The organism is Streptomyces sp. MMG1121 (genome assembly GCF_001280015.1).
GTDB lineage: Bacteria > Actinomycetota > Actinomycetes > Streptomycetales > Streptomycetaceae > Streptomyces.
Genome location: NZ_LGDV01000211.1, coordinates 1 through 26,648, shown reverse-complemented (window position 1 = coordinate 26,648; position 26,648 = coordinate 1). Strand labels below are relative to the sequence as shown.

Genomic DNA, 26,648 nt, shown 5'->3' with positions numbered 1-26,648 from the left:
CGGGCGGGGGAGCCGACGGCGCCCCCGCCCGTTCCATCATCGGCCGCGCGCCTTCACGCGTGGCGCACATCACCACCACAGCAACGCCGCACCAGGGAGCTGTTTTCCATGAGCGCCGAGACTCCTGCCGCCGCATCCGGCCAGTTCGCCCACCGGAGGCTGCAGTTCCGCGCCTGGCGGGGCACCCGTCCGTTCTGGGCCGGGCTGTACGTCCTGCTCAGCGGTCTTCCGATCATGTACTTCCCGTACTTCCACCTCCAGGTCGGACATCTGACGCTGGCAATGGCGACCACGGCGGGGGCCGGCTCCCTGATCATCGGCGTGCTGCTCATCGTCCTGGGCATCAGCCTCTGGTTCCAGAAGCACGTACAGACGTTCGCGGGTGTCGCCGCGATCCTGCTGGCGCTGGTCTCCCTCCCCGTGTCCAACTTCGGTGGCTTCATCATGGGCTTTCTGCTCGCCCTGATCGGTGGGGCGATGGCCGTGGCCTGGTCGCCGGGCGCGACGCCGCAGGAGGAGCCGCCGGGCGAGGCAGCCCCGGGCGAGGGCGGCGCCCCGCAGGCCGCACCGCTGCCGCAGCGGCACGTGGACGGGGTGGGCGATGCGGGCCCCTACCAGGGCTACCCGGCGCTGGGGGAGAACGACCTGTCAGGAACGAGCCCGGCCAACGGGGCGAACGGGAGGCACAGTGCCGGCTGACGAGGTGACCCGCGGGACCGATGCGGAGGGGTCCCGCGCGAGAACCGGGCCACGCCACGCGGCCCCCAGGAAGCAGCTGTTCACCAGGTTCCACATGCCGGCCGGCAAGGCGATAGCCTCCGTGGCGATGCCGACCGCGGTGCTGATGGGCATGGGCTTCACGTCCACGCTGGCGCTCGCCGACAGCGGCAGCAGCCCGTCCCCGTCGACCACGTCCAAGAGTCTGACGGCCGACGAGTACAAGGACTGCGTCAAGCAGGTGAACGGCAAGGACAGCACGTCCTCGCCGTCGCCGTCCGCCTCCGCCGGCGCGTCCGACTCGGCCTCTCCGTCGCCCTCGGCGAGTGCCGACGCGAAGGACGGCAAGAGCGCGAAGGACGCGAAGGGCTCCAAGGATTCGGGTTCGTCCTCCTCGTCGGACTCGGGCTCCGGCGACCAGGCCACGCCGAAGCCGACCGCGACCTCCGGCTCGGGTTCGGGCTCCGGCTCCTCGGGTTCGGGCGGTGCCACGGCCACGCCGTCGCCGTCCGCGTCCAAGAGCAGTGGCGGTCTGCTGGACACCATCGGCGACACGCTCGGCGGCCTCCTCACCGGTGGCAAGGACTCCGGCGGCTCGTCCGCGAGCCCCACGCCGTCCGCGAGCCCGTCGGCGAGCGAGTCGGCCACGCCGGACGCGGCGTCCTCCGCGGCCTCCGGCTCCAAGGTCACCGACACCGTCAAGGACACCGTCTCCAAGGTCGGCAAGACGGTCGGGGACACGGTGAAGAAGACCACCGGCACGGTGTCCAAGACCGTCGACGACACCGCCAAGGCGGCCAAGGACGCGGCCGCGTCGGCGACTCCGAGCCCGTCCGCGAGCGCCTCGGCGGGCGACTGCCCGGCGGCCACGACCGACGAGAGCGGCGTCGACAACAAGGTGCTGGTGGCGGACGACCCCTGGTACCTCAACGCCAGCTCGCTGCTGCTCAAGGGCGCCGACTACAAGGGCGTCGTCGAGGTGAAGGCGGCCGACGGCACCACGAAGAAGGTGCTGAAGTACGTCATCTCGGGCGGCACGGACATCGGGGACCTGCACCAGACGGTGAACGACAAGCTGTCGGGCAAGACCTACCACGTGCAGGCGTCCAAGGGTTCGACGTCCACCATCACCGGCGGATCCACGACGATGTACACCGAGAGCATCTCGGGCAACCTGTTCGGACTGATCCCGGTGACGTTCAGCCCCGACAGCCCGCCCCCGCTCAACATCCCGCTGATCTACTTCACCCAGGTGAAGGTGGTCCAGGCCGGCCAGTTCGGCGGCAACCTGCACGTGCCCGGCATGCACGTGTACACGACCGACTGACCGGTCGCGCAAGCCCGTTCGGGAGCCGCAACACCGGGGCCCGGTCCTCCACCGAGTGGAGGACCGGGCCCCGGCCTTTGACGGAGAGCACAAGGGCGCCCCCTGTCACAGGGGGCGCCCTCCGCGCTGTACAACCGCCTTACGGCGCCGTTCAGTTGCTCTGACCGCCCAGGTGGTGGACGCGGAGCATGTTGGTGGTGCCGGGGACGCCGGGAGGCGAGCCGGCGGTGATGATGACCGTGTCGCCCGCGTCGAAGCGGCCCAGCTTGGCGATCTCCTGGTCCACCAGGTCGACCATCTCGTCGGTGGTGTTGACGAACGGCACGACGTGCGACTCCACGCCCCAGCTGAGGGTGAGCTGGTTGCGGGTGGACTCGTCCGTGGTGAAGGCGATGATCGGCTGGGTCGCGCGGTAGCGGGAGAGGCGGCGCGCGGTGTCACCGGACTGGGTGAAGGCGATCAGGCCCCGGCCACCGAGGAAGTCGGCGATCTCGCAGGCCGCGCGGGCCACCGAACCACCCTGCGTGCGCGGCTTCTTGCCCGGCACCAGCGGCTGCAGGCCCTTGGAGAGCAGCTCCTGCTCGGCCGCCGTGACGATCTTCGACATCGTCTTGACGGTCTCGACCGGGTACGCGCCCACGCTGGACTCGGCCGACAGCATGACCGCGTCGGCGCCGTCCAGGATCGCGTTGGCCACGTCGGAGGCCTCGGCGCGGGTCGGACGGGAGTTGGTGATCATCGACTCCATCATCTGGGTCGCCACGATCACCGGCTTGGCGTTGCGCCGGCACAGCTCGATCAGGCGCTTCTGCACCATGGGGACCTTCTCGAGCGGATACTCGACGGCGAGGTCGCCACGGGCCACCATCACGGCGTCGAACGCCGCGACGACGTCCTCCATGTTCTGCACCGCCTGCGGCTTCTCCACCTTGGCGATGACCGGGACCCGGCGGCCCTCCTCGTCCATGACGCGGTGCACGTCCTGGACGTCCTTGGCGTCCCGGACGAAGGACAGCGCGACCATGTCGCAGCCCATGCGGAGGGCGAAGCGCAGGTCCTCGATGTCCTTCTCGCTCAGCGCGGGCACGTTGACGGCCGCGCCGGGCAGGTTGATGCCCTTGTGGTCGGAGACGACACCGCCCTCGATGACGATCGTCTTGACCCGCGGGCCCTCGACGTCCAGGACCTTCAGCTCGACGTTTCCGTCGTTGATCAGGACCTGGTCGCCGCGCGACACGTCGCCCGGCAGCCCCTTGTACGTCGTACCGCAGATGTGCTTGTCGCCCGGCACGTCCTCGGTCGTGATGACGAACTCGTCACCGCGCTCCAGCTCGACCGGACCCTCGGCGAAGGTCTCCAGGCGGATCTTCGGGCCCTGCAGGTCGGCGAGGACGCCGATGGCCCGGCCGGTCTCCTTGGACGCGGCCCGGACGCGGTCGTACCGCGCCTGGTGCTCTGCGTGGGTGCCGTGGCTGAAGTTGAACCGGGCCACATTCATGCCCGCCTCGATCATGGCGACGAGCATCTCGTGGGTGTCGACCGCGGGGCCGAGAGTACAGACGATTTTCGAACGGCGCATGGGGCGATCCTATCGGTTTGTTTCGCTACGGAATATTCCGTCTGGCGGAAGATACAAATGAGTGCCACACCGCTCAGGTGCTATTCAGTTGTTCTTTCCGACCAGTGCGTAGGTCTGCGTCGCGATCTCCAGTTCCTCATCCGTCGGCACCACGGCGACCGCGACACGCGCGTCCTTCGGAGAGATCAGCCTGGCCACGTCCGCTCGCACCGCGTTCAGCTCCGGGTCGACCGCCAGGCCCAGCCCCTCAAGGCCCGCGGCCGCGGCCTCGCGCACCGGCGCCGCGTTCTCGCCGACACCCGCGGTGAAGACGACCGCGTCCACTGTGCCCAGGACGGCGTAATAAGCGCCGATGTACTTCTTGAGCCGGTGAATGTAAATGTCGAAGGCGAGTGCGGCTTCTTCGTCGCTCTCGTCGATCCGGCGGCGGATCTCCCGCATGTCGTTGTCCCCGCACAGGCCGAACAGACCGCTCCTCTTGTTGAGAAGAGTGTCGATCTCGTCCATGGACATTCCGCCAACCCGGGCCAAATGGAAGATGACGGCCGGATCCAGATCGCCCGAGCGCGTGCCCATCACCAGCCCCTCCAGCGGCGTCAGCCCCATGGAGGTGTCCACGCACCGGCCGCCGCGGACCGCCGAGGCCGACGCCCCGTTGCCCAGGTGCAGCACGATGACGTTGACGTCCTGCGGCGCCCTGCCCAGCAGCCGCGCGGTCTCCCGCGAGACGTACGCGTGCGAGGTGCCGTGGAAGCCGTAGCGGCGGATGCGGTGCCGGTCGGCGATCTTCGGGTCGATCGCGTAGCGCGCCGCGGACTCCGGCATCGTCGTGTGGAACGCGGTGTCGAAGACGGCGACCTGCGGCAGGTCGGGGCGCAGCGCCCGGGCGGTACGGATGCCGGTGAGGTTGGCCGGGTTGTGCAACGGGGCGACCGGGATCAGCCGCTCGATCTCGGCGATCACCTCGTCGTCGACGACGGTCGGCTCGGTGAAGAACATGCCGCCGTGCACCACCCGGTGCCCGATCGCCGCCAGTTCCGGCGAGTCGAGACCGAGGCCGTCCCGGCCCAGCTCCTCCGCGACGGCCTTGAGCGCGGCCTCGTGGTCGGCGATGGGGCCGGTGTGCTCACGGGTGTCGCCGGTGGTGAGACAGGTGTGCTTGAGCCGGGAGGTCTGCTCGCCGATGCGCTCCACCAGGCCGGCGGCCAGCCTGCTGGAGTCGCTCATGTCGAGCAGCTGGTACTTCACCGACGAGGAGCCGGAGTTGAGGACGAGGACACGGGACGCGGTCACGGTGAATCTGTTGCTCTCTGTGGTCAGTTGGCGGGCGTCTGGGCCTGGATCGCCGTGATGGCGACGGTGTTGACGATGTCCTGGACGAGCGCGCCCCGGGACAGGTCGTTGACCGGCTTGCGCAGGCCCTGCAGGACCGGTCCGACGGCGATCGCGCCGGCCGAACGCTGCACGGCCTTGTACGTGTTGTTGCCTGTGTTGAGGTCGGGGAAGATCAGGACCGTCGCCTGCCCGGCGACGTCGGACTGGGGCAGCTTGGTGGCCGCGACCGACGGCTCCACGGCCGCGTCGTACTGGATCGGACCCTCGATCTTCAGGTCGGGCCGGCGCGAGCGGGCCAGCTCGGTCGCCTCGCGCACCTTGTCGACGTCGGCGCCCGAACCGGACGTACCGGTGGAGTACGACAGCATCGCGATCCGCGGCTCCACGCCGAACTGCGCGGCCGTACCCGCCGACTGGGTCGCGATGTCCGCGAGCTGTTCGGCGTTGGGGTCCGGGTTGACCGCGCAGTCGCCGTAGACCAGCACCTTGTCGGCCAGGCACATGAAGAAGACGGACGAGACGATGGACGAGTCCGGCCGGGTCTTGATGATCTCGAAGGCGGGCCGGATGGTGGCCGCCGTGGAGTGGACGGACCCGGAGACCATGCCGTCGGCCAGCCCCTCCTCGACCATCAGGGTGCCGAAGTAGTTCACGTCCGACACGACGTCGTAGGCCAGCTCGACCGTGACGCCCTTGTGGGCGCGCAGCGCCGCGTACTTCTCGGCGAAGGAGTCGCGCAGCTCCGAGGTGGCCGGGTCGATCAGCTGGGTGTCGCCGAGGTCGATGCCGAGGTCGGCGGCCTTCTTGCGGATCTGGTCCTCCGGCCCGAGCAGGGTCAGGTCGCAGACGCCCCTGCGCAGCAGCACCTCGGCCGCGTGCAGCACCCGCGCCTCGGTGCCCTCCGGCAGCACGACCCGGCGCTTGTCGGAGCGGGCCTGCTCCAGCAGCTTGTGCTCGAACATCATCGGGGTGACCCGGTCGCTGCTCGGCGCCGAGACCCGGCGGGCCAGGTCGGCGGTGTCGGCGTACCGCTCGAACAGGCCGAGCGCGGTCTCCGCCTTGCGCGGGGTGGCCGCGGTCATCTTCCCCTCCAGGGAGAAGAGCTGCTCGGCGGTGGGGAAGCTGGTGCCGGCCACGGAGAGCACCGGGGTGCCCGGGGCGAGGCGGGCGGCGAGGGTGAGGATCTCGTCGCGCGGGACCTCGTTCAGGGTGAGCAGTACGCCGGCTATCGGCGGGGTGCCGGCGCTGTGCGCGGCCAGCGAGCCGACGACCAGGTCGGCGCGGTCGCCCGGGGTGACGACCAGGCAGCCGGGGGTCAGGGCGGCCAGCAGGTTCGGCAGCATCGCGCCGCCGAAGACGAAGTCCAGCGCGTCCCGGGCGAGGCCCGAGTCGTCGCCGAGCAGCACCTTGGCGTCGAGCGCATGGGTGATCTGGGAGACGGTCGGGGCGGACAGCGCGGGCTCGTCGGGGACGACGTAGCAGGGCACCGGCAGCCGGTTCGCGAGCCGCTCGGCGATCGCGTCGCGGTCCTCGCGGGCCACCCGGTTGGTGACCATCGCGAGCACGTCGCAGCCGAGGCCGTCGTAGGCGCGGTAGGCGTTGCGCGTCTCGGCCAGCACGGACTCGGCGGTCTGCTTGCGTCCGCCGACCACGGGGATGACGGACGCACCGAACTCGTTGGCCAGGCGGGCGTTCAGGGACAGCTCGTCCGGGAGCTGGGTGCCGGCGAAGTCGGTGCCGAGGACGAGGACGACGTCGTAGTCCCGGGCCACCAGGTGGAAGCGGTCGACCAGCGCGGAGACCAGTTCGTCGGTGCCCTGCTCGGCCTGGAGGGCGGACGCCGCGTGGTAGTCCATGCCGTAGACCGTCGCCGGGTCCTGCGAGAGGCGGTAGCGCGACCGCAGCAGCTCGAACATCCGGTCGGGCCGGTCGTGGACGAGCGGCCGGAAGACCCCCACCCGGTCGACCTGCCTGGTCAGGAGCTCCATGACCCCAAGCTCCACGACCTGGCGGCCGTCACCCCGGTCGATCCCGGTCACGTACACGCTGCGCGTCACGCGTCCACTCCGTTCCTCATGTCATATGTGCGGAATGTCGCCTCTTCGGCATAAAAATCGCCCACCAAGGTGAGCAGAACCCTCTTGACAATACCCCCGGTGCCGGATAAGGCGCCCGTCAAGTAACTCAGTGCCCCGGCGGACGTGGAACAATCGGCACTGGCTCACCGGCACCGACAGCGAGCAGGAGACACAGCACGATGCGCATCGGAGTTCTCACCGCAGGCGGCGACTGCCCCGGCCTGAACGCCGTGATCCGTTCGGTCGTGCACCGCGCGGTGGCGCAGTACGGCGACGAGATCATCGGCTTCGAGGACGGCTTCCGGGGTCTGCTCGACCGTCACTACCGCGGCCTCGACCTGGACGCCGTCAGCGGCATCCTGGCCCGCGGCGGCACCATCCTCGGCTCCTCCCGGCTGGAGCGCGACCGGCTGCGCGAGGCCTGCGAGCGGGCCACCGACATGGTCGAGGAGTTCGGCATCGACGCGCTGATCCCGATCGGCGGCGAGGGCACGCTCACCGCGGCCCGCATGCTCTCCGACGCGGGTCTCCCCGTCGTCGGCGTCCCCAAGACCATCGACAACGACATCTCCTCCACCGACCGCACCTTCGGCTTCGACACGGCGGTGGGCGTCGCGACCGAGGCGATGGACCGTCTGAAGACGACTGCCGAGTCCCACCAGCGCGTGATGGTCGTCGAGGTCATGGGCCGGCACGCCGGCTGGATCGCCCTGGAGTCCGGCATGGCCGCCGGCGCCCACGGCATCTGCCTGCCCGAGCGCCCCTTCGACCCCGCCGACCTCGTCAAGATGGTCGAGGAGCGCTTCGCCCGCGGCAAGAAGTTCGCCGTCATCTGCGTCGCCGAGGGTGCCCACCCGGCCGAGGGCAGCATGGACTACGGCAAGGGCGCGATCGACCAGTACGGCCACGAGCGCTTCCAGGGCATCGGTACGGCGCTCGCGTACGAGCTGGAGCGGCGCCTCGGCAAGGAGGCCAAGCCGGTCATCCTCGGCCACGTCCAGCGCGGCGGCGTCCCCACCGCCTACGACCGCGTTCTCGCCACCCGCTTCGGCTGGCACGCCGTCGAGGCGGCCCACCGCGGCGAGTTCGGCCGGATGACCGCGCTGCGCGGCACCGACATCGTCATGGTGCCGCTCGCGGAGGCGGTCACCGAGCTGAAGACGGTCCCGAAGGACCGGATGGACGAGGCGGAGTCGGTCTTCTAGCGACAAGCGGCTGAGCGGCGGGGCGGCGGGGCGGCTAGGCCGTCCGCTCCGCCACCGCCGTCCAGAAGTTGTCCACTATCCGGTCGAGGAAGTCCCGGCCGGACTCGCTGGACTTCCGGGTACCGCCGCCCCAGCTGAGGGTCGCGGCCATGTGTCCCTGGTAGTCCTGGTGCAGTGCCTGGAGGACCCCCTCCAGGATGCCCTTGTCCAGCGGGACCAGCTTCAGCACCGGCCGCACGTAGGCCTGCCAGCGGGTGGTCACGGCGCTGTGCAGCAGGTCGGTGAGCTTCTCCTCACGGCCCGTGACGGTCACGAAGTCCTGCAGCGCCAGGCCGAGCACCTCGGCCAGCGCGGCCGACTGGCGCTCGTTGCCCCGCCACTGCCCGCTCTCCTCCATCCGCAGATAGCCGCGCAGCTCCATGCTCACGGCATGGGCGACGTCCTCGGCGGCGAGGGCGCGGGCGATCCGGTGCTCGCGCAGGGTCCGCGGGCGGCCGATCAGCTCACCCGGCGAACACCACAACACGCCTGCCAGCGCGGTCAGTTCGGCATTGGCGGGGGCGGACGTGCCCCGCTCCCAGGCGATGACGAGATCGGGGGTGACATAGGGCAGGCCGTACGAGACCCGCATGCCGTAGGCGACGTGTTCGGGGCCCATGCCGAGCGCGGCACGCAGTCTGCGGGCGGCCGGGGCGTTGAAGGGGAGGGCTGAGGGTTGGCGCACCTCGCACAAGCTAAGCCCGTCGGCCCCTGCTGGCTACGGTCTGTTCGGACAGGATCACGGATTGTCGGAACGTACAGTTCCGGCCGTTCGGTATGTAACGGGCGGAATACCTTCCCGGATCATCCCTTGACCGCCCCGCCCAGCGCGAACCCGCCGCCCAGTCTGCGCGCCACCAGCACGTACAGCAGGATCACGGGCGTCGAGTAGATCACGGAGAACGCGGCGAGCTGGCCGTACGCCACCATGCCCCGGTTGCCGAAGAAGTCGTTGATGCTGACCGAGGCCGGCATCTGGTCCGGGGTGAGCAGCAGCATGAACGGGACGAAGAAGTTGCCCCACATCATCACGAACGAGAAGACGGTGACGACGGCGAGCCCGGGCCCCATCAACGGCAGCACGACGCGGAGCAGTGACTGGAGCGAGGACGCGCCGTCCGTCCAGGCCGCCTCCTCCAGTTCCTTCGGTACCCCGTCCATGAAGTTCTTCATCAGCCAGATGGCGAAGGGGAGTTGGGAGGCGGCGAAGAACAGGATCGTGCCCTGGAGGGTGTCGATGAGGTTCACGCGGACGAACAGTGCGTAGACCGGGACCATGATCGCGGTGATCGGCAGGCTCGTCGCGAACAGGATCGCCAGCAGGAAGGGCCGGTTCAGACGGGAGCGGAAGCGGGAGAGCGGGTAGGCGGCGAGGGCGGCGCAGGCGACCGTGAGTGCCGTGGCGCAGCCGCACAGGACCAGGCTGTTGAGCAGCGGGGTGTAGGTGATGTCCGGGGTCAGTACGGCGCGGAAGTTGGCCGTCGTGAGCCCGTCGGGGACGCGGACCCTGAGGTCGGCGTGCGGGTCCACGGCGGACAGCACCACCCAGGCGAGGGGCAGTGCGAAGGCCACGGCGACGGCGAGGAGGGCCACGTCCGCGGCGAGGCGGCGGGAGGTGCGATTGCGGGGCATGTCCGGGTCACACCTCCGTGCGCAGCAGACGCAGATAGACGACGGAGAACAGGGATCCGACCAGCAGCAGGAGCAGGGCGACCGCGGTACCGTACCCGATCATGCTGTTCTGGAAGGCCTGTTCGTACATGAAGAGCGGAAGGGTCTGGCTCTTGTTGCCGGGGCCGCCCCGGGTCATCACCCAGATCAGTCCGAAGACGGAGAGCGTCTGCAGGGTGTTGAGCATCAGGTTGGTGGCGATCGAGCGGCGGATCATCGGCAGCGTGATGTGCCACATCCGCCGCCATCCGCCGGCCCCGTCGACCTCGGCGGCCTCCGTGATCTCGGCCGGGATCTCGTCCAGAGCGGCCGAGTACACGAGCATCGAGAACGCCGTACCGCGCCAGACGTTCGCGAAGGACACCGCGAGGATCGGCAGGGTGAACAGCCAGTTCTCGCGGGGGAGATGGAGCCAGTCCAGGATGGCGTTCAACGTCCCCTCGCGACGGAAGAAGGCGTACAGCAGGAAGCCCGCGACCACCTCCGGCAGCACCCAGGCCGTCACCACGACCCCGCCGGTGATCGTGCGCACCGGCTTCGACGCCCGTTTCATCAGCGCGGCCAGCGCGAGCCCCAGGGTGTTCTGCCCGACGAGCGCGGACAGCACGGTGAACACCAGCGTCAGCCACACGGCGTTGAGGAACGCGTCGTCGTGGAAGGCCCGCCGGAAGTTGGCGAACCCGACGAACGACGCGTGGGCCTGCCCCGTCAACTGCAGGTCGGTGAAGGCGATGTAGACGCAGTACGCGATCGGCCCGGCGAGGAAGAGCAGGATGAGGACGACGGCGGGGGTGAGGGGGAGTGCCCGGGTGAACCGGCGCCGGAGCCTCACTTCTGGACCACTTGGCCGCCGGTGACGTCCTTCAGCGTCGAGTCGTACGTACTCGCGGCCTTCTGCGCGGAGGAGTCACCGGTGGTCACGCTCTCCATCGCCTCCTGGATGGCTGTCGACACCTTCGGGTACGCCGGATACGCCGGCCGGTAGTGGGTGGCGGACACCAGGTCGGTGAAGAACTTGATGCCGGGCTGGGCCGTGGCGTACGACGGGTCGGCGGCGACGTCCTTGCGGACCGAGATGCCGGAGTTGGCGATGTACCACTTCTTGGCGTTGGCCTCCGTCTGCATCGTCTTGATGAAGTCGAAGGCGAGGTCGGCGTGGGCGGCCTTGGCCGGGACGGCCCACGTCCACCCGCCGGACATGCTCACCTTGCCGGGTGCCTGCCCGTGCTCGGTCGGCATGTACGCGAGGCCGAGCTGCTTGGACCAGCCGGGCCAGTCACGGCCACTGCCCGGCAGCCAGTTCTGCGGCAGCCAGGAGCCGTCGAGGTCGATGCCGAGTTTGCCCTGGGGGAGCAGCTCGCCGACGACGGTGGTGTAGTAGTTGGGGTCGAGGGCGTCGGAGACGTCGGGCCCGAGCTTCTCCTTGTAGGCGCTCTCGACGAACTTCAGCGAGTCCGTGAACCCCTGGCTCCCCGCGATCCACTTCTTGCTGCCGCTGTCGTACAGGGGATCGGACTTTCCGTCGCCGGTGCCGTAGAGCAGCATCTCCATGCCCTGCATGGTGGCCCGTTCACCGGCCGGTTTGCCGGTGTAGACGTTGAGCGGGACCACGCCGGGGACCTTCTGCTTGATGGTCCGGGCGGCGGCGAGGACGTCGTCCCAGGTCCTGGGCTGCCAGTTCAGCGGCAACCCGGCCTTCTGGAACACCCGCTTGTCGAACCACAGCCCCCGGGTGTCGGTCCCGTCCGGCACGCCGTACGTCTTCCCGTCCTCACCCCGCGCCGACGCCTTGGCGTTGTCGAGGAACTGCTGCCAGTCCGGCCAGTTGGCGAGATAGGGGTCGAGGGGCTTCAAGTACCCGCTGGTGGCGTCGGAGTTGATGAGGAAGGTGTCCTCGTAGACCAGGTCCGGCGCGGTCCGTGGCGAGCGCATCATCTGCTGGACCCTGGTGTAGTAGTCGGAGTCCGGTGCCTTGATCGGCACGAACTGGACCTTCTTGCCCGGGTACTTCTTCTCGAACTCCTTCTTGATCCCCGCGAGAAAGGTGTCCATCACCTTCACGGAATTGTCCGTCGACTGCTTGTAGGACACCCTGAGTGTGTTCGGGCTGCTTCCGGAGCCGTTGCCGCAGGCGGTGAGGGTCGCTGCGGCGAGGGTGAGGGCGACGAGGGCGGCGGCGGTGGGGCGCACGGGCACTACCTCCTACATGCTCACTTCGTTGTGGCGCGGAGATGGCTGCCGTGAACGTAAGAGGAATGGTCTAGTCAGGTCAATGGATGTGCGCGGGATTGGCGTACGGAGCCGTGCCCCGGTGTCCCGCGTGCTCATCTGCCCTGCGGCACCCACCGGTACACCAGCTCCGGCCGCCCCACCTGCCCGTACTGCGGGCTGCGGGCCGCGCGGCCCGCTTCCACCAGGTGTTCCAGGTAACGGCGGGCCGTGATGCGGGAGATGCCGACGGCCTCGGCCACGCCGGCCGCGGTCAGGCCCCCGGGGGCGTTGCGCAGCGCTCCGGTCACCCGCTCCAGCGTGGGCGCACTCAGCCCCTTCGGCAGCGCCGCGGGCGACGGCGCACGGAGGGTCGCCAGGGCGCGGTCGACCTCGTCCTGTCCGCTCGCCTCGCCGGCCGCCGCGTGGAACTCGGCGTAGCGGACCAGGCGGTCGCGGAGCGTGGCGAAGGTGAAGGGCTTCAACACGTACTGGACGACGCCGAGGGAGACGCCCTCGCGGACGACCGCCAGATCCCGGGCCGAGGTGACCGCTATGACGTCCGCGTGATGGCCGGCCGCGCGCAGGGAGCGGGCGAACTGCAGGCCGTGCACATCGGGCAGATGCAGATCGAGCAGGAGCAGGTCCACGGGGGTGCGGTCCAGGAAGCGGCGCGCCTCCGCGCCCGTGTGCGCCTTGCCGACCGCGACGAACCCCGGCACCCGGCCGACGTACATCACATGCGCGTCGGCGGCCACCGGGTCGTCCTCGACCACCAGCACCCTGATCACCGGTGCGTCCGTCATCTCGCGCCGCCTCCTGGCACCGTGGGGCCGCTTCCCAGATCCTTCGCCCCGCCTCCCGGCCCCGCAGAAGCCGTGCGCGTCGGCAGTCGTACCTCGAACACCGCTCCGCCCTCGCCGTTCTCGTCGGACTCCGCCACCGTCAGCGTGCCCTCGTGGCGGGCCACCGCCTGTCGGGCCAGGGCCAGACCGAGCCCCCGCCCGCCGGGCCCGGCCGGCTTCGTGCTGAACCCCCGTTGGAATACCAGGTCGGCATGGGCGGGGTCGACACCGGGGCCGGTGTCGGTCACCCGCAGCACCACCTCGCTGTCCGAGGCGTACGCCGTCACCGTCACCCGTGCCCCGCCGCTGCCCTGCGCCGCGTCCACCGCGTTGTCGATCAGGTTGCCGAGGATGGTGACGAGGTCACGTGAGGACAGCTCCCGCGGCAGCAGACCGTCGTCCAGGCGGCTGTCCGGGGACACCACCAGCTCCACGCCCCGCTCGTGGGCCTGGGCCGTCTTGCCGAGCAGCAGGGCCGCCAGCACCGGTTCGCCGACGGCCGCCACCACCCGGTCGGTCAGCGCCTGCGCCAGCTCCAGCTCCGCCGTGGCGAAGGACACCGCCTCCTCGGCCCGGCCCAGCTCGATCAGCGACACCATCGTGTGCAGCCGGTTGGCCGCCTCGTGCGCCTGCGAGCGCAGCGCCTGGGTGAAGCCCCGCTCGGAGTCCAACTCGCCCATCAGGGACTGGAGTTCGGTGACGTCGCGCAAGGTGACGACCGTGCCGCGGTGCTCGCCGCCGGACACCGGGGAGGTGTTCACCACCAGCACCCGGGCCGCCGTCAGATGCACCTCGTCCACCCGGGGCTGCGAGGACAGCAGTGCGCCCGTCAGCGGGGCGGGCAGACCCAGTTCCGCCACCGAGCACCCGATCACGTCGGCACCGGAGCCGGTGCCGACGCCCAGCAGCTCCCGCCCGCCGTCGTTGATCAGCGCCACCCTGTACTGGCCGTCCAGCATCAGCAGGCCCTCGCGGACCGCGTGCAGCGCCGCCTGGTGGTAGTCGTGCATCCGGCTCAGCTCGGTGGCGTTCATGCCGTGGGTGTGGCGGCGCAGCCGGGCGTTGGCGACGTACGTGCCGACCGCGCCCAGCAGCAGCGTCCCGCCGGCCACGCCCAGCAGGGCCGTGACCTGGCCCCGGACCCGGGCGCTGATCTCCTCCACCTTGATACCGGCGCTGACCAGGCCGATCACCCGGCCGTCGGCCTCGACCGGGGTCACCGCGCGGACGGAGGGGCCGAGGGTGCCGGTGTAGGTCTCGGTGAAGGTGTGGCCGTGCACGGCGGGGCCGATACGGCCGAGGAAGCGTTTGCCGATCTGCGTCGGGTCGGGGTGGGTCCAGCGGATGCCGTCCGTGTTCATGATCGTGACGAAGTCGACGTCCGCGTCCCGGGTGACCTGGAGGGCGTACGGCTCCAGCTCGGCCGAGGGGTCGGAGGTGTGGATCGCCGAGCGGACCGAGGGGGCGTCCGCGATCGACCGGGCCACCGCGGTGACCTGGCGGACCGCGGCGTCCTCGGCCTGCCGCCGGTCGCTGACGTAGGTGAACAGCGCGTACCCGGCCACGACCAGCGCGATCAGCACGGCCTGCATGGCGAACAGCTGGCCCGCCAGGCTGCGGGGACGGGGGAGGCGGGGGACGCGCATGTCAGCAGTGTGCCCCTCCGGTTAAGCGTGAACTAAATGAACGGAAGGGTGACCGCCCTCACAGGGCGGGAGATAGTCACGGCATCCCCCACAACGCCCGGACGTGAGCCGCACGCCGGTGATGCCGACGAAGACGTCAAGGAGGGCAGCCGTGGCCGCCAGCACCCCCGATACGGCACCTGCCGCACCCCGTGCGAAACGGGACCGGACCCACTACCTGTACATCGCGGTCATCGCGGCGGTCGCGCTCGGCATCGCCGTGGGGCTCATCCGGCCCGATGCCGCGGTCGAGCTGAAACCGCTCGGAACCGGCTTCGTCAACCTGGTCAAGATGATGATCTCGCCGATCATCTTCTGCACGATCGTGCTCGGCATCGGGTCCGTGCGCAAGGCCGCCAAGGTCGGCGCCGTGGGCGGTATCGCCCTCGGCTACTTCCTGGTGATGTCGCTGGTCGCGCTCGCCATCGGCCTCGTCGTCGGCAATGTGCTCCACCCGGGTGACGGCCTGCACCTGACCGAGGCGATCAAGCAGACCGGTCACGCCCAGGTGGACGGCAAGGCGCTGGGGCCCGTCGACTTCGTCCTGTCGATCATCCCGACCACGCTGGTCTCCGCCTTCACCGGGGACGAGGTCCTCCAGACGCTGCTGGTGGCCCTGCTCACCGGGTTCGCGCTCCAGGCCATGGGCCCGGTCGGGCAGCCGGTGCTGCGCGGCATCGAGCACGTCCAGCGGCTCGTCTTCCGCATCCTGGCGATGATCATGTGGCTCGCGCCCGTGGGTGCCTTCGGCGCCATCGCCGCGGTCACGGGTTCCGCCGGCATCGACGCGCTCAAGAGCCTCGCCGTGCTCATGCTCGGCTTCTACATCACCTGCTTCCTCTTCGTCTTCATCGCGCTCGGGGCGCTGCTGCGGATCGTCGCCGGGGTGAACGTCCTCTCGTTCCTCAAGTACCTCGCGCGCGAGTTCCTGCTGATCCTGTCCACCTCCTCCTCCGAGTCCGCGCTGCCGCGGCTGATCGCGAAGATGGAGCACCTGGGCGTCAGCAGGCCGGTCGTCGGCATCACCGTGCCGACCGGGTACTCCTTCAACCTCGACGGCACGATGATCTACATGACCATGGCGTCGCTGTACATCGCGGACGCGCTCGGTACGCCGATGTCGATCGGCGAGCAGATTCCGCTGCTGCTCTTCCTGCTGCTGGCCTCCAAGGGCGCGGCGGGCGTCAGCGGCGCCGGTCTCGCGACCCTGGCCGGCGGCCTCCAGTCGCACAAGCCCGCGCTGGTCGACGGGGTCGGGCTGATCGTCGGCATCGACCGCTTCATGAGCGAGGCGCGCGCGCTGACCAACTTCGCGGGCAACGCGGTGGCCACCGTGCTGGTGGGCACGTGGACGAAGGAGATCGACCAGGAGCGGGTGCGGCGGGTGCTCGCCGGGGAGCTGCCGTTCGACGAGACGACGCTGATGGACGAGGGGCGGGTAACGGTCACCGACGTTGCGGAGCAGAGGGAAGAGGAGCTGGCCAAGGCCTGAGCCACTCCGAGAACTCCGGATGTCCGGCCCGGCCTGAACCCGGGCCGGGCATCCGGCATCCGCTACGGCCTTCCACTCACCTCGGCCACCAGCGCGGTGGCCGTCGGGGCGGGCATGCCCGCAGCGGTCAGGACCGTGACCGTGGCGGAGCGGCCCGCCTCCGCCGCTGTCAGGAGGCCGTCGTTCACCGCCTCCATCACCGCGAACAACAGCTGCTCGTGCACGTACGCCAGCGCCGGGGCCGGCAGGGGTGAGCGGAACGTGCCCTCGTCCAGGCCCTGCCGGAGCACCCGGACCTTGCTCTCGCGCAGCGGCGCGAGGCGCTCGCGGATGCCCTGCACGGTGACCGTGCGCTGGGCCAGGGCGACCAGCAGGCGGTAGCGGTCGGCGATCTCCCAGATCGCGAGCACCGAGCGGGCCACCGCCTCCGCCGGGTCCGTGACCCCCTCGCGGGCTCCCGCGTCCGCGTCCGCCAGCGTCTGGACGGCCTCGTCGACGAGCGTGCTGATCAGCGCCTCGCGGCTGGGGAAGTGGCCGTACACCGTCCGTCGTACGACACCCGCGGCGCGCGCGATCTGGTCCATGGAGGCGTCGGGATCGCGCAGGAGCTCAGCGAGGGCGACGTCGAGGATGCGGCGCCGGTTGGCGTCGGCGCGGCTGTTACCCGTGGTCATGGCAGTCATTCTGCACGCTCCTCCTCGACTTGCACAGTGTTGTGCAGCGGCGTACATTGCACATGGTTGTGCAATTGCACTTCGCTGTGCAAGTCCGCACCGTTCCGCACGTACCGTCGCGATCCGAGGAAGGCGACCCCTGCCATGCGACTCGTCATGACCGAACCGGTCGAGAAGATGGAGCGCCCGTACGCCCGGCGCTGGTGGGCACTGCTGGTGCTCTGCCTGAGCCTGCTGATCATCGTGATGGCCAACACCGCCCTCACGGTCGCGGCGCCCGACATGACGAAGGACCTCGGGCTCTCCAGCGCCGACCTGCAGTGGGTGATCGACGGCTACACCGTCCCGTACGCCGCGCTGATGCTCCTGCTCGGCGCGATCGGCGACAAGTACAGCCGGCGCGGGGCGCTCGTCCTCGGCCTCGTCGTGTTCGGCGGCGGTGCCGTCTTCGGGTATCTCGCCGACAGCTCGACGACCGTCATCGCGGCCCGCGCCGTGATGGGCGTCGGCGCGGCGCTGATCATGCCCGCCACGCTCTCCCTGCTCGCCGCGACCTTCCCGCGTGCCGAACGCGCCAAGGCGATCGTGCTGTGGACCGCCACCGCCGGCCTCGCCATCGCCGCCGGACCGGTCGTCGCGGGCGCGCTGCTGCGCGACCACGGCTGGTCCTCCACCTTCCTGATCAACGTGCCCATCGCGGCCGTGGCGATCGTCGGCGCCCTCGTCCTCATCCCGCCGTCCAAGGCCGGCCACCAGGACCGCATCGACTACGTCGGCGGCCTGCTCTCCGTGATCTGGACCGGCTCGCTCGTCTACATGATCATCGAGGGCCCGCACTTCGGCTGGAACGCGAAGGCGATCACGGCCGCGGTCGTCGCCGGCGCCGGCCTGGCGGCGTTCATCCTCTGGGAGCTGCGCCACCCCCGTCCGATCCTCGACGTGCGCCGCTTCACCGGCCGCCGCTTCGCGGGCTCCAACCTCGCCGTCGCCCTGTTCTTCCTCGCCGTCTTCGGCGCCTTCTACTACCTCACCCAGCACCTCCAGTTCGTCCTCGGCTACGACGCCCTGGAGACCGGTGTACGGATGCTGCCGCTGGCCGGTGCGGTCTTCGTCGGCTCGGCCCTGACCGGCTGGCTCACCCCGCGCGTCGGCATGAAGTGGACGGTCAGCGCGGGCATGGTCGGCGGCACCACCGCCCTCGCCCTGCTGACGCGGGTGGACGCGGCCTCGACGTACAACGACTTCATCGCCCCCCTGATCATCCTGGGCCTCGCCATCGGCCTCGCCCTGTCGCCCTGCACCGACGCCATCATGGGCGCCTTCCCGGAGTCCGAACTCGGCGTCGGCGGCGCGGTCAACGACACCTCGCTGGAGCTGGGCGGCTCGCTCGGCATCGCGATCCTCGGCTCGCTGCTCGCGACGTCGTACGGCAACCACCTGAGCGACGCCACGGCAGGCAGCAAGCTCCCGGCGAGCGCCCTGGACACGGCACAGGACTCGGTCGGCGCCGGCTACGCGGTCGCCCAGGGCATCGGCGACAAGGCGCACGCACTGGCCGCGCAGGCGGCCAAGGCCTCGGACCCGCACCAGGCCGCGCAGCTCAAGCAGCAGGCCGCCGAACTCGCCGCCGGCGCACGGCAGATGGCCGACGCGGTCGGCTCCTCCTTCTCCTCCGCCGTCGCGCACACCAGCCTGGTCGGCGCGGTGATCCTCGGCATCGGCACGGTTCTCGTGGCCGTCCTGCTGCCACGCCGTGAAGCCGCCGCACCCGAGGTGAAGACCGAGGAGAGGGAACTGTCGGACAGCCTGGCCGGCTGAGCGCTCCGCGCTCCCGTCCACTAACGTGCCGTTCCGTAGCCGACGGAACGGCACGTTCGCGCGTGGCGTCCGTATCCGTAAGTCAGTACGTCCATGGAGGCACGGGGGATGAAGATCGACTGGGACCGGCGGACCTGCGCGCGCAAGGGGCATGTGACCTACGCGCCCGACGATCCCCGGCTGCGACCGCGGCTGCACGCCGAGACCGCGCTCGGGGACGTCTGGCGCTGCCTGCGCTGCGGTGACTTCGTGCTGGGTGAGCCGCACGGCTCGGGACCGGCCGGTGACGCCCCGCTGGTGCCGCGCGGCAAGGTCCTGCGGGACCTGTTCATCCTGCGCTTCCTGTCGATCGAGCGGGCGGTGCGCGGGGTGTTCATCGTGCTGGTCGCGGTCGCGGTGTGGAAGTTCAGCAACAGCCAGGACGCGGTACGCAGCCTCTTCAACGAATACCTGGACGTCTTCCGCCCGGTGTTCCGCCACTTCCACTACGACCTCGACCACTCACCGGTCGTCGGCTCCATCCAGAAGGTGTTCGGCTACAAGCACTCCACGCTGGTCCTGGTCGCCGCACTGCTGCTGGCCTACGCCCTGATCGAACTGGTCGAGGCGGTCGGCCTCTGGTACGCCAAGCGCTGGGCGGAATACCTCACGGTGGTGGCGACGGCGGCCTTCCTCCCCCTGGAGATCTACGAACTCACCGAGAAGGTCAGCTATCTGAAGATCGTCACCCTCGCCCTCAACATCCTCGCGGTCCTCTACATCGCCGTGGCCAAGCGCCTGTTCGGCCTCCGGGGCGGCCGCAGGGCCTTCGAGGAGGAACGGCGGAGCGCCTCCCTGATGGAGGTGGAGGAGTCGGCCGGCGTCACGGTCTGACCTCACGCCCGGCTTGCCTTGACGTCGACGTCAACGCCTACCGTCGTGGACATGCGAATCGGCGAGCTGGCCGCACGGGCCGGGACCACCACCCGCACCCTGCGCTACTACGAGGCACGGGGGCTGCTGCCCGCCCGGCGTGACGACAAGGGGTACCGCACGTACGACGAGGGCGACGTCAGGCTGCTCCGGCAGATCCGGACGCTCCAGGACTTCGGGTTCGGCCTGGAGGAGACGCGGCCCTTCGTGGACTGTCTGCGGGCCGGGCATCCGCAGGGGGACTCCTGCCCGGCCTCGCTCGAGGTCTACCGGCGCAAGCTGGACGAGCTGGACGCGCTCATCGGGCAGCTGTCGGCGGTGCGGGAGACGGTCGCGGGGCAGCTGCGGCGGGCCGAGCTGGCCCGCGACGCGCTGGCCGCCGAGGCGCTGGTTCCGGGCGGTCCGGAGCCCCTGTGCGAACTGGGAGGGCAGCAGCGGTGAGCAACGCGACGGGCGTGGCCGAGGTGCGGGACGCGGATTTCGAGACGGAGGTGCTGAGGTCGGACCTGCCGGTGCTGGTGGAGTTCACCGCCGACTGGTGCCCGCCGTGCCGGCAGATGGGCCCGGTGCTCAGCGCGCTCGCGGCCGAGGAGGGCGAGCGGCTGAAGGTCGTACAGCTGGACGTGGACACCAATCCGGAGATCACCAACGCCTACCAGGTGCTGTCGATGCCGACGTTCATGCTGTTCCGGGACGGTGAGCCGGTGAAGGCGATGGTGGGGGCGCGGCCCAAGCGGCGCCTGCTGGCGGAACTGGCCGACGTGCTGTAAATCCCCGCACCACCCAAAGAGAAATCCCCCGAGCAATTGCGCTCGGGGGATTCCTGTGCGTATATTCAATGGTTCGCGACTTCATTTGGAATAGTCGCGGAGAAGTTCAGTAAGCACAGTATATCCGGGCGGGAGCGGAATTGTCAAACACCGACTTTCCAGACGATGAATTGCGGCACGAGCAGGAATTCATCGACGGACTGTACGCGCGCGTGGACGTGTTGCGCGGCGATGCCGAGTCCTCGGTCGCGGACGCGCTCGCCCAGGGCGACAAGCCCATGCAGGCCCGGCTGGAGCGGGACATCCTGGTCGCCGAGCGATCGGGGCTGCTCGCCGCGCTGAACGCCGTCGACGGCTCGCTCTGCTTCGGCCGGATCGACCTCGCCGAGGGCCGCGCCCACCACATCGGCCGGATCGGGCTGCGCGAGGACGACGCCGAGCACACCCCGGTCCTCATCGACTGGCGGGCCGCCGTCGCCCGCCCGTTCTACCTGGCCACCGGGCACACCCCGATGGGCCTGCGCCGTCGCCGGCACATCGCCACCGAGGACCGGACCGTGACCTCGCTGCACGACGAGATCCTCGACCTCGGCGACGCCACCCGCACCGGGTACGAGGACCCGAGCGGTGACGCCGTACTGCTGGCCGCGCTGAACTCGGCGCGCACCGGCCGGATGAGCGACATCGTGCAGACCATCCAGGCCGAGCAGGACGAGATCATCCGGGCGCCGTACCGCGGGGTGCTGGTGGTCGAGGGCGGTCCGGGCACCGGGAAGACGGCGGTCGCCCTGCACCGCGCCGCCTATCTCCTCTACGAGTACCGCGAGCTGCTGGCCCGCCGGGCCGTCCTGATCGTCGGCCCCAACCCGGCCTTCCTCGGCTACATCGGCGAGGTGCTGCCCTCCCTCGGCGAGACCGGGGTGCTGCTCGCCACGGTCGGCGAGCTGTTCCCCGGGGTGAAGGCGAGTGCCGCCGACACCCCCGAGGCGGCCGCCGTCAAGGGCCGCGCCGACATGGCCGACGTGCTGGCCGCCGTCGTCCGCGACCGGCAGGCGCTGCCCGACCCGGTCCTCACGGTCGAGCACGACCGCGAGGTGCTGATGCTCGACGACGGTCTCGTCGGCGTCGCCCGCGAGCGCACCCGCGCCGCCAAGCTGCCGCACAACGCGGCCCGCGAGCACTTCGAGGGCCACATCCTCAACACGCTCACCGAGCTGTACGCCGAGCGCGTCGGCACCGACCCCTACGACGGCGGCAGCCTGCTCGACGCCGCCGACATCACCCAGATCCGCGACGAACTCGCCGAGAACCCCGAAGTCTGGTCCGCCATCGACCGGTTGTGGCCGAGGATCACCCCGCGTCGGCTGGTGGCCGACTTCCTCGCGGAACCGGAGGGGTATGTGAGCGACGCGGACGCGGCCGCCATCCGCCGCCCGGTGACCCGGGCGTGGACGGTCGCCGACGTCCCCCTGCTGGACGAGGCGGCCGAACTGCTCGGCGAGGACGACCGGTTGGCACGGGCCCGTGCCGACCGCGAGCGCGAGACGCAGATCGCCTACGCGCAGGGCGTGCTGGACGTCTCGTACGCCTCCCGGACGTACGAGTTCGAGGACAAGCAGGACAGCGACCCGGAGGCCTCCGAGGTGCTGTCCGCGCACGACATCATCGACGCCGAACGGTTCGCCGAGCGGCATGAGGAGGCGGACCACCGCAGCGCCGCCGAGCGGGCCGCGGCCGACCGCACCTGGGCGTTCGGGCACATCATCGTGGACGAGGCGCAGGAGCTGTCGCCGATGGCCTGGCGGCTGCTGATGCGGCGCAGCCCGACCCGCTCGATGACCCTGGTCGGCGACCCGGCCCAGACGGCGGAGGCGGCCGGTGTCGGCTCCTGGTCGGACATCCTCGCGCCGTACGTCGAGGACCGCTGGGAGCACACCCGGCTCGGCGTCAACTACCGCACCCCGGCCGAGATCATGGCGCTGGCCGCGGCCGTCGTACGCGCCGAGCACCCGGACTTCGAGCCGCCCAGCTCGGTCCGCTCGACGGGAGTACGGCCGTGGGTGCGCCAGGCACCCGACGATCTGCCCGGCGCGGTGGCCAAGGCGGTCGCCGAACTCACCCCGGCCGAGGGCCGCCTGGCGGTGATCGCCCCGCGCGAACTGCACCGCGCGCTGGCCGCCCGTCTGGACGGCGTCACGGCCGGCGCCGAGCCCGACCTCACCCGCACCGTCGTCCTCCTGGATCCCCGCCAGTCCAAGGGCCTGGAGTTCGACTCGGTCCTGGTGGTGGAACCGGCCCGGTACGGCACGAGCGACCTGTACGTGGCCCTGACCCGGGCCACGCAGCGGCTGGGGGTGCTGTACACGGCCGGTCTGCCCGAGGCGCTCAGGCGGGCCGCAGCCACACCGTAGCCAGCGGGGGCAGGGTCAGCCGGATGCTCGCGGGGCGGCCGTGTGCCCCCCGCGGCTCCGGTTTGACCGGGTCGGGGTGGGTCACGCCGCTGCCGCCGTAGCCGGTCGCGTCGGTGTTGAGGGCCTCCAGCCAGGCGGGTACGTCCTCGGGGACGCCGAGGCGGTAGTCGGGGCGGACCACCGGGGACAGATGGCAGACCGCGAGCAGCGGGGTGCCGTCGGCGGCCAGGCGCAGGAACGCGAAGACGTTGTCGTCGGCCGCGTCCCCGGTGATCCACTGGAAGCCCGCCGGGTCGGTGTCCCGCTGCCACAGCGCCGGGCTCGCGCGGTAGAGCGTGTTCAGGTCCCGGACCAGGTCCCGTACGCCCCGGTGGTCGGCCTCGGCGCCGTACGACGGGTCGAGCAGCCACCAGTCGGGGCCGTGCGCCTCGGACCACTCGGCGCGAACTCCTGCCCCATGAAGAGGAGTTGCTTGCCCGGATGGGCCCACATGAAGCCGAGGTAGGCCCGGTGGTTGGCGCGCCGCTGCCACCAGTCGCCGGGCATCTTTGACACCAGGGACTGTTTGCCGTGCACGACCTCGTCGTGGGAGAGCGGCAGGACGTAGTTCTCGCTGTACGCGTACACCATCGAGAACGTCATCTCGTGGTGGTGGTATTTGCGGTGCACCGGTTCATGGGCCAGGTACTGGAGCGAGTCGTGCATCCAGCCCATGTTCCACTTCAGCCCGAAGCCGAGCCCGCCGGTGTCGGTCGCCCGGGTCACGCCGTCCCAGGCCGTCGACTCCTCGGCGACGGTGACGACCCCCGGGCAGCGCCGGTAGACGGTCGCGTTCATCTCCTGGAGGAAGGCCACCGCGTCCAGGTTCTCCCGGCCGCCGTGCTCGTTCGGCGTCCACCGGCCCGGCTCGCGCGAGTAGTCGAGATAGAGCATCGAGGCGACGGCGTCCACGCGCAGCCCGTCGATGTGGAACTCCTCGCACCAGTACACGGCGTTCGCCACCAGGAAGTTGCGCACCTCCCGGCGCCCGAAGTCGAACTCCAGCGTCCCCCAGTCGGGATGGGCGGCGCGCAGCGGATCGTGGTGCTCGTACAGCGGCCGCCCGTCGAACTCGGCCAGCGCCCACTCGTCGCGCGGGAAGTGCGCCGGGACCCAGTCCATCAGCACGCCGATCCCGGCCTGGTGCAGCCGGTCCACCAGGTACCTGAAGTCGTCCGGCGTGCCGAGCCGGGCCGTGGGGGCGTAGAAGCCGGTGACCTGGTAGCCCCAGGAGCCGCCGAAGGGGTGCTCGGCGACCGGCATCAGCTCCACGTGCGTGAAACCCATCTCCGTGACGTACGCGGGCAGCCGCTCAGCCAGCTGACGATAGGTCAGGCCAGGTTGCCAGGAGGGGAGATGGACTTCGTAGACGGACAGGGGCGACTCGTGCACCGGGGTGTCACCCCGATGCTCCATCCACTCGGTGTCGGACCACGTGTGCTGCGAGGCGGTCACGATCGACGAGGTGGCCGGCGGGGCCTCCGTACGGCGGGCCAGCGGGTCGGCGCGCAGGGTGCGCGAGCCGTCCGGGCGGGTGATCTCGAACTTGTACAGCTCGCCCTCGCCGATGCCCGGCACGAACAGCTCCCACACCCCGGACGAGCCCAGCGAGCGCATCGGAAACCCGGTGGCGTCCCAGAAGTTGAAGCCGCCCGCGAGCCGCACCCCGCGCGCGTTCGGCGCCCACACCGCGAACCGGGTGCCGGACACCCCCTGCCGGACGGTGACGTGCGCGCCCAGCGCCCGCCACAGCTGCTCGTGCCGGCCCTCGCCGATCAGATGCAGGTCCAGCTCGCCCAGCGTCGGCAGGAAGCGGTACGCGTCCTCGGTCTCCAGGACCGTCCCCTCGTAGGCCACGAGCAGTCGGTACTCCGGTACGTCCGGCAGCGGCAGGAAACCCGAGAAGAAGCCGTCCCCGTCGTCGTGCAGCTCGGTGTGCCGCTCGCCGGTGACGACGGTGACGGACAGCGCGTACGGCCGCAGGACCCTGAAGGCGACGCCGCCCGGCACCGGGTGGGCCCCCAGGACCGTGTGCGGATCGTGATGGGTGCCGTGCAGGAGCCGTTCGCGGTCGGTGGTGTCCACGACGGCGGACTGGGTCGGCTTGTCGGTCACGGGCGGGCCTCCTGGTCGGGCGCGGCGAGGCGACGGATCGCCGAGAGCGGTACGGGCAGCCAGTCGGGCCGGTGCCGGGCCTCGTAGACGACCTCGTAGACCGCCTTGTCGGTCTCGTAGGCCCGCAGCAGCACCGGATCGGTGCGCGGGTCGCGGCCGGCCACCTGGGCGTACCCCGAGCAGAACGCGGCCCGGCACACCCGCGCCCAGTCCGGCGCCGGCGGGCTTGCCGAGTGGGCCGCGTAGTCGAAGGAACGCAGCATCCCGGCGACGTCCCGCACCGGCGGCTGCGGCAGCCGCCGTTCGGCGAGCGGCCGGGCCGGCTCGCCCTCGAAGTCGATCAGCGACCACTGCCCGGACGCCGAGCGCAGACACTGCCCGAGGTGCAGATCGCCGTGGATCCGCTGGGCGGTCCAGGTGTGGCCCTCGGCCGCGAGATCGTCCAGCGCCCGGTAGGCCTGCTGCAGTCCGCCCTCGTACGGCCGCAGCGCCGGCACCGCCTGGACGGCCGCCGCCAGCCGCTCGGTCATGCCGTCGGCCAGTGCCCGCAGCGGGGCGCGGCCGAGGGTGACCGCCGGCAGGGCGCGGGCGAGGGCGGTGTGCACCTCGGCGGTGGCCCGTCCCAGCGCCCGCGCCTCGGCGGCGAAGTCCTCGCCCTTGGCCAGCTCCCGCAGCGCCAGCTCCCAGCCGTCGGCGGCGCCGTGCACGAAGGGCTGGAGCACGGCGAGGACGTACGGCTCCTCGCCTGTCTCGGCGTGCGCCCACGCCGTCGGCGCCGGTACCCGCGAGCAGCCTTCGCGGGCCAGCGCGAGCGGCAGCTCCAGATCGGGGTTGACGCCGGGCACGACCCGGCGCAGCAGTTTCAGGATGAACGTATCTCCGTAGACGACCGAGGAGTTGGACTGCTCGGCGGTCATGAGCCGGGCCACGAGTCCCGCACGGATCTCCTGGCGCGGGTCGCGCTCGAAACGCAGCCCGCCGACGCGGGCCTGGGTGCGCAGGGCCTCCAGGAGCACTTCGGCGGGCCGGGGGTCGTACAGGGCCTCGTACACCGTGCGTCCGGCGAGCGGCCCCTGGTCCACGTGTCCGATCAGCGCGGGCGCCAGCCGGGGCGGCAGCGCCTCGCGCACACCTATGAGGAGCTGGTAGCAGTCGCCGGGGTGGGAATCGGCGCCCGGCGTGCTCGGCTGGTGGACGCGCAGCAGCAGGTGGTAGAGGCCGAGTCGGCCGTCGGGCGGGAGCAGTTCGGTGACGGCCACGGGGGTGAACCCGGTGACCGGGCGCCCCTTGCCCGCGAACCAGCGCTGCCTGGGCAGCCACGCGCGCAACAAGGGGTACAGCGAGGCCAGGAAGGAGGGGGTGGTACCGAAGGGGGTGACCGTTTCCGCCATGGGCGTCACGTCCTTTCCCCGGATAGTCGGGGTGTTCCTGATGCGTGCCCCGGGCAGGGCGGCGGAAACGCGCCACCGCCCCGCCCGGCCGTACCGCTCCGGTCTAGACGGCGTCCCGGCGCAGCCGGAACCAGTAGAAGCCGTGCCCCGCGAGGGTGAGCAGGTACGGCAGCTCGCCGACCGCCGGGAAGCGGACCCCGCCGAACAGCTCGACCGGATGCCGCCCGCCGAACCGGCTCAGGTCGAGTTCGGTCGGCTGGGCGAAGCGGGAGAAGTTGTGGACGCACAGGACGAGGTCGTCCTCGTACTCGCGGAGGAAGGCGAGCACCGCCGGGTT

The 26,648-nt window shown here is 70.7% G+C and carries 21 protein-coding genes and 1 pseudogene; 9 read left to right on the top strand and 13 right to left on the bottom strand.

Translation table 11 applies throughout. From position 1 onward, the window contains the following. Positions 1-108 precede the first annotated feature (108 nt). On the top strand, positions 109-699 hold the full coding sequence (locus tag ADK64_RS29390; RefSeq protein ID WP_053663785.1) for a DUF6114 domain-containing protein: 591 nt from the start codon (positions 109-111) through the stop codon (positions 697-699). Then, complete coding sequence (locus ADK64_RS29385; protein WP_199829739.1) at positions 689-2,044, top strand: hypothetical protein; 1,356 nt, start codon at positions 689-691, stop codon at positions 2,042-2,044. The genes ADK64_RS29390 and ADK64_RS29385 overlap by 11 nt, the downstream gene beginning before the upstream one ends. 151 nt (positions 2,045-2,195) lie before the next feature. Here the strand turns inward: ADK64_RS29385 and pyk are convergent, their stop codons facing one another. From pyk to pta, 3 genes are all read right to left on the bottom strand, one after another. Continuing rightward, positions 2,196-3,623, bottom strand: coding sequence for a pyruvate kinase (gene pyk / locus ADK64_RS29380; RefSeq protein WP_053663781.1), 1,428 nt, complete (start codon positions 3,621-3,623; stop codon positions 2,196-2,198). An 84-nt stretch (positions 3,624-3,707) separates the two neighbouring features. Beyond that, positions 3,708-4,916 carry an acetate kinase gene (locus ADK64_RS29375; RefSeq protein ID WP_053663779.1) on the bottom strand — a complete coding sequence of 403 codons (1,209 nt, stop codon included), beginning with the start codon at positions 4,914-4,916 and terminating at the stop codon, positions 3,708-3,710. A gap of 23 nt (positions 4,917-4,939) precedes the next feature. Further along, positions 4,940-7,015 (bottom strand): phosphate acetyltransferase, encoded by a 2,076-nt coding sequence (pta, locus tag ADK64_RS29370; protein WP_053663777.1) that lies wholly within the window; start codon positions 7,013-7,015, stop codon positions 4,940-4,942. Positions 7,016-7,215: 200 nt separating this feature from the next. Between pta and ADK64_RS29365 the strand changes: the two genes are divergently transcribed. Beyond that, positions 7,216-8,241: an ATP-dependent 6-phosphofructokinase gene (locus tag ADK64_RS29365; RefSeq protein ID WP_053663774.1), complete on the top strand. Its 1,026-nt coding sequence runs from the start codon at positions 7,216-7,218 to the stop codon at positions 8,239-8,241. 34 nt (positions 8,242-8,275) lie between these two features. Here the strand turns inward: ADK64_RS29365 and ADK64_RS29360 are convergent, their stop codons facing one another. The 6 genes from ADK64_RS29360 to ADK64_RS29335 all read right to left on the bottom strand — a co-directional run bounded on the left by ADK64_RS29360 (position 8,276) and on the right by ADK64_RS29335 (position 14,650). Then, positions 8,276-8,965, bottom strand: coding sequence for an XRE family transcriptional regulator (locus tag ADK64_RS29360; protein WP_234384747.1), 690 nt, complete (start codon positions 8,963-8,965; stop codon positions 8,276-8,278). 119 nt (positions 8,966-9,084) lie between these two features. Further along, a complete protein-coding gene (locus ADK64_RS29355) occupies positions 9,085-9,912 on the bottom strand; it encodes a carbohydrate ABC transporter permease (protein WP_053663770.1) in 828 nt (275 codons plus the stop codon). Between the two features lie 7 nt (positions 9,913-9,919). Further along, positions 9,920-10,783, bottom strand: coding sequence for a carbohydrate ABC transporter permease (locus ADK64_RS29350; RefSeq protein ID WP_053663768.1), 864 nt, complete (start codon positions 10,781-10,783; stop codon positions 9,920-9,922). Continuing rightward, positions 10,780-12,141 (bottom strand): extracellular solute-binding protein, encoded by a 1,362-nt coding sequence (locus ADK64_RS29345; protein ID WP_053663765.1) that lies wholly within the window; start codon positions 12,139-12,141, stop codon positions 10,780-10,782. Before ADK64_RS29345 ends, ADK64_RS29350 begins: the two co-directional genes overlap by 4 nt. Positions 12,142-12,275: 134 nt before the next feature. Continuing rightward, positions 12,276-12,965: a response regulator gene (locus ADK64_RS29340; protein WP_053663763.1), complete on the bottom strand. Its 690-nt coding sequence runs from the start codon at positions 12,963-12,965 to the stop codon at positions 12,276-12,278. Then, positions 12,962-14,650 (bottom strand): sensor histidine kinase, encoded by a 1,689-nt coding sequence (locus ADK64_RS29335; RefSeq protein WP_053663761.1) that lies wholly within the window; start codon positions 14,648-14,650, stop codon positions 12,962-12,964. Before ADK64_RS29335 ends, ADK64_RS29340 begins: the two co-directional genes overlap by 4 nt. 151 nt (positions 14,651-14,801) lie before the next feature. Here ADK64_RS29335 and ADK64_RS29330 point away from each other — a divergent pair, with 151 nt between their 5' ends. Beyond that, a complete protein-coding gene (locus ADK64_RS29330; RefSeq protein WP_234384746.1) occupies positions 14,802-16,181 on the top strand; it encodes a cation:dicarboxylate symporter family transporter in 1,380 nt (459 codons plus the stop codon). A 62-nt stretch (positions 16,182-16,243) separates the two neighbouring features. Here the strand turns inward: ADK64_RS29330 and ADK64_RS29325 are convergent, their stop codons facing one another. Further along, positions 16,244-16,864: a TetR/AcrR family transcriptional regulator gene (locus tag ADK64_RS29325; protein WP_053663759.1), complete on the bottom strand. Its 621-nt coding sequence runs from the start codon at positions 16,862-16,864 to the stop codon at positions 16,244-16,246. 135 nt (positions 16,865-16,999) lie between these two features. On the opposite strand from ADK64_RS29325, the gene ADK64_RS29320 reads away from it, so the two are divergent. The 5 genes from ADK64_RS29320 (at position 17,000) to ADK64_RS29300 (ending at position 22,766) form a co-directional block, all read left to right on the top strand. Further along, the gene (locus tag ADK64_RS29320; protein WP_053663757.1) at positions 17,000-18,673 is read left to right on the top strand and encodes an MFS transporter; all 1,674 of its coding nucleotides are present in this window, start codon (positions 17,000-17,002) and stop codon (positions 18,671-18,673) included. Between the two features lie 108 nt (positions 18,674-18,781). After that, on the top strand, positions 18,782-19,546 hold the full coding sequence (locus tag ADK64_RS29315; protein ID WP_053663755.1) for a DUF2127 domain-containing protein: 765 nt from the start codon (positions 18,782-18,784) through the stop codon (positions 19,544-19,546). Between the two features lie 51 nt (positions 19,547-19,597). Further along, positions 19,598-20,026 (top strand): MerR family transcriptional regulator, encoded by a 429-nt coding sequence (locus tag ADK64_RS29310; RefSeq protein ID WP_053663832.1) that lies wholly within the window; start codon positions 19,598-19,600, stop codon positions 20,024-20,026. Further along, positions 20,023-20,355 carry a thioredoxin gene (gene trxA / locus ADK64_RS29305; protein ID WP_107093121.1) on the top strand — a complete coding sequence of 111 codons (333 nt, stop codon included), beginning with the start codon at positions 20,023-20,025 and terminating at the stop codon, positions 20,353-20,355. Before ADK64_RS29310 ends, trxA begins: the two co-directional genes overlap by 4 nt. 170 nt (positions 20,356-20,525) lie before the next feature. Beyond that, positions 20,526-22,766, top strand: coding sequence for a HelD family protein (locus tag ADK64_RS29300; protein ID WP_199829740.1), 2,241 nt, complete (start codon positions 20,526-20,528; stop codon positions 22,764-22,766). Here the strand turns inward: ADK64_RS29300 and glgB are convergent. The 3 genes and pseudogenes from glgB to ADK64_RS29285 all read right to left on the bottom strand — a co-directional run. Next, a pseudogene (glgB, locus tag ADK64_RS29295) lies at positions 22,741-24,890 on the bottom strand (1,4-alpha-glucan branching enzyme). The gene ADK64_RS29300 and the pseudogene glgB sit on opposite strands and share 26 nt — an antisense overlap. 26 nt (positions 24,891-24,916) lie before the next feature. Next, positions 24,917-26,311: a maltokinase N-terminal cap-like domain-containing protein gene (locus ADK64_RS29290; protein ID WP_053663753.1), complete on the bottom strand. Its 1,395-nt coding sequence runs from the start codon at positions 26,309-26,311 to the stop codon at positions 24,917-24,919. A gap of 103 nt (positions 26,312-26,414) precedes the next feature. After that, positions 26,415-26,648: alpha-glucosidase C-terminal domain-containing protein (locus tag ADK64_RS29285; protein ID WP_199829738.1), on the bottom strand; the 234-nt coding region annotated here is incomplete at its 5' end.

Excerpts from the sequence above, each read along its gene's own strand:
- ADK64_RS29320 (WP_053663757.1), top strand. The coding sequence starts at position 17,000 with ATGCGACTCGTCATGACCGAACCGGTCGAGAAGATGGAGCGCCCGTAC.
- ADK64_RS29355 (WP_053663770.1), bottom strand. The coding sequence starts at position 9,912 with ATGCCCCGCAATCGCACCTCCCGCCGCCTCGCCGCGGACGTGGCCCTC.
- pyk (WP_053663781.1), bottom strand. The coding sequence starts at position 3,623 with ATGCGCCGTTCGAAAATCGTCTGTACTCTCGGCCCCGCGGTCGACACC.
- ADK64_RS29315 (WP_053663755.1), top strand. The coding sequence starts at position 18,782 with ATGAAGATCGACTGGGACCGGCGGACCTGCGCGCGCAAGGGGCATGTG.
- ADK64_RS29390 (WP_053663785.1), top strand. The coding sequence starts at position 109 with ATGAGCGCCGAGACTCCTGCCGCCGCATCCGGCCAGTTCGCCCACCGG.
- ADK64_RS29365 (WP_053663774.1), top strand. The coding sequence starts at position 7,216 with ATGCGCATCGGAGTTCTCACCGCAGGCGGCGACTGCCCCGGCCTGAAC.
- ADK64_RS29290 (WP_053663753.1), bottom strand. The coding sequence starts at position 26,311 with ATGGCGGAAACGGTCACCCCCTTCGGTACCACCCCCTCCTTCCTGGCC.
- ADK64_RS29335 (WP_053663761.1), bottom strand. The coding sequence starts at position 14,650 with ATGCGCGTCCCCCGCCTCCCCCGTCCCCGCAGCCTGGCGGGCCAGCTG.
- ADK64_RS29340 (WP_053663763.1), bottom strand. The coding sequence starts at position 12,965 with ATGACGGACGCACCGGTGATCAGGGTGCTGGTGGTCGAGGACGACCCG.
- ADK64_RS29325 (WP_053663759.1), bottom strand. The coding sequence starts at position 16,864 with ATGACTGCCATGACCACGGGTAACAGCCGCGCCGACGCCAACCGGCGC.
- ADK64_RS29310 (WP_053663832.1), top strand. The coding sequence starts at position 19,598 with ATGCGAATCGGCGAGCTGGCCGCACGGGCCGGGACCACCACCCGCACC.